The sequence below is a fragment of the Agrobacterium sp. 20P9.1.2 genome, from assembly GCF_057799395.1.
In genome coordinates, this window is sequence record NZ_JBYOKI010000016.1 from 1 (window position 1) to 2499 (window position 2499).

The window sequence follows — 2499 nt, forward strand, 5'->3', positions numbered from 1 at the left end:
TGTTGGTTTCCACGCAGAACTGAGCCGGTTAGGCAGATAATTTCCATTGAGAACTGAGCCATGTGAACCTTCCCCCCAACGCGGTGAGCGACGGGGGCAACGGAGTGATCCACATGGGACTTTTAAACATCATCCGTCGGATGGCGCTGCGAGAGAAGCAGTCGATCCGTGAGATCAGCCGACGCACCGGGCTGTCGCGCAACACGATCGCAAAGTATTTGAACGCAGGTACAATCGAGCCGACGTTCACGGTACCGGAACGACCAAGCAAGCTTGATCCCTTTTCCGACAAACTGGCGGCCTGGCTGAAGACAGAGACCGGAAAGTCGCGCAAGCAGCGCCGGACCTTGAAGCAGCTTCATGCCGACCTGATGGCTCTCGGTTTTACAGGCTCGTATAATCGGGTGGCCGCCTTCGCCCGCGAGTGGCGAGCTGATCGGCTACGTGAGCAGCAGACGACGGGCCGTGGCGTATTTGTTCCGCTGTCTTTCCGACCTGGTGAGGCATTCCAGTTCGATTGGAGTGAGGACTACGCCGTGATCGGCGGCGAGCGCACGAAGCTCCAGGTCGCACATATCAAACTATCTCACAGTCGGGCTTTTCTGGTCAGGGCCTACTTGTTGCAAACACACGAGATGCTCTTTGACGCGCACTGGCACGGCTTCCGTGTCTTCGGCGGCGTGCCTGGTCGTGGCATTTACGATAACATGAAGACAGCGGTTGATCGTGTGGGTCGCGGCAAGGAGCGACAGGTCAACATGCGCTTCCTCGCGATGACAAACCATTACGTCTTTGCACCTGAGTTCTGCAATCCAGCGGCCGGTTGGGAAAAGGGTCAGGTCGAGAAGAACGTCCAGGATGCCCGACCACGCTTGTGGCAACAGATGCCAGACTTTCCAAATCTGATGGCGTTGAATGACTGGCTGGAGCAACATTGCCAAGAGCTGTGGCGGGACACGGCGCATGGCACCTTGCCAGGTTCTATCGCAGATGTTTGGGCCGATGAGCGAGCAGCATTGATGGCATTACCGACTGCATTTGACGGGTTCGTCGAGCAGAGCAAGCGCGTCTCACCAACATGCCTGATTACCTTCGAGCGGAACCGCTACAGCGTGCCTGCATCATTTGCAAACCGGCCCGTCAGCCTGCGGATATATCCCGAGCGCCTGGTCGTCGCAGCCGAGGGAAACATTCTATGTGAACACGCGCGGGTCATCGAGCGCAGCCACAGGCTACCCCGGACAATCTATGATTGGCGACATTATCTGACGGTCATCCAGCGCAAGCCCGGTGCCCTGCGCAATGGTGCTCCCTTCCTGGAATTGCCGTTTGCCTTTCGACAACTACAGGACCAGATGCTTCGCCGCCCCGGTGGTGATCGTGAGATGGCCGATATCCTTGCCCTCGTCCTTCATCACGACGAACAGGTTGTCGTCAGGGCTGTGGAACTGGCTTTGGATCAAGGCGTGGCAACCAAAACGCATGTGCTGAATCTTCTGCACCGTCTCATCGACGGCAAGACGAACGAGGGTCCCGACGTCGATACGCCACAGGCACTGACCTTGCTACGTGAACCCAAGGCTAATGTAGAACGCTACGATGGCTTGCGCGTCCGGATCGTGGGAGGTCGCCATGCGTCATGATCCTGCCAGCGCGGCCGTCGTCATCATGCTCCGTAGCCTGAAGATGTATGGCATGGCGCAAGCCGTCACAGACTTGATCGAGCAAGGTGCTCCAGCTTTTGATGCAGCCGTGCCGATCCTCTCCCAGTTGCTGAAAGCCGAGATGGCCGAGCGCGAGGTCCGCTCCATCGCCTATCATATGAAGGCTGCACGCTTCCCTGCCTACAAGGACATCTCTGGATACGACTTTGCCGCCAGCGAAATCAACGAAGCGACGGTGCGCCAGTTGCACAGATGCGAGTTCATTGACGGAGCGCAGAATATCGTGCTCGTCGGCGGACCGGGCACAGGCAAAACCCACGTGGCGACGGCCCTTGGCATCCAGGCTGTCGAACATCACCGTCGAAAGGTCCGCTTCTTCTCAACCATCGAATTGGTCAACGCACTTGAGCAGGAGAAGGCCAAAGGCAAGGCAGGCCAGATCGCTGAGACCTTGGTCCGCCTTGATCTGCTGATCCTTGATGAGCTCGGCTACCTTCCATTCAGCGCTTCAGGCGGAGCGCTCCTCTTCCACCTGTTGAGCAAGCTCTATGAGCGGACCAGCGTGGTGATAACCACCAACCTCAGCTTTAGCGAATGGGCAACCGTCTTCGGCGACGCCAAGATGACGACGGCATTGCTCGATCGTTTGACCCATCGCTGCCATATCCTGGAAACAGGTAATGACAGCTTCCGCTTCAAGGCCAGTTCGGCAGCCGCAGCGAACAAGAGAGGAGAAAAAGCCAATCCCTTGACCAAAACCCAATCATAAAACCATAATCAGAGGTGGCTCACTTCTCGGTGGAAAAACCGGCTCAGTTCCGCATGGAAACCAACA

At 57.2% G+C, this 2499-nt stretch carries 2 protein-coding genes; both read left to right on the forward strand.

The window, feature by feature from the left end; all coding sequences use genetic code 11:
- Positions 1-113 precede the first annotated feature (113 nt).
- On the forward strand, positions 114-1643 hold the full coding sequence (gene istA, locus AC27VJ_RS22575; protein WP_488685909.1) for an IS21 family transposase: 1530 nt from the start codon (positions 114-116) through the stop codon (positions 1641-1643).
- Positions 1633-2433 carry an IS21-like element helper ATPase IstB gene (gene istB / locus AC27VJ_RS22580; RefSeq protein ID WP_488685910.1) on the forward strand — a complete coding sequence of 267 codons (801 nt, stop codon included), beginning with the start codon at positions 1633-1635 and terminating at the stop codon, positions 2431-2433. The genes istA and istB overlap by 11 nt, the downstream gene beginning before the upstream one ends.
- The last annotated feature ends 66 nt before the right edge of the window (positions 2434-2499 follow it).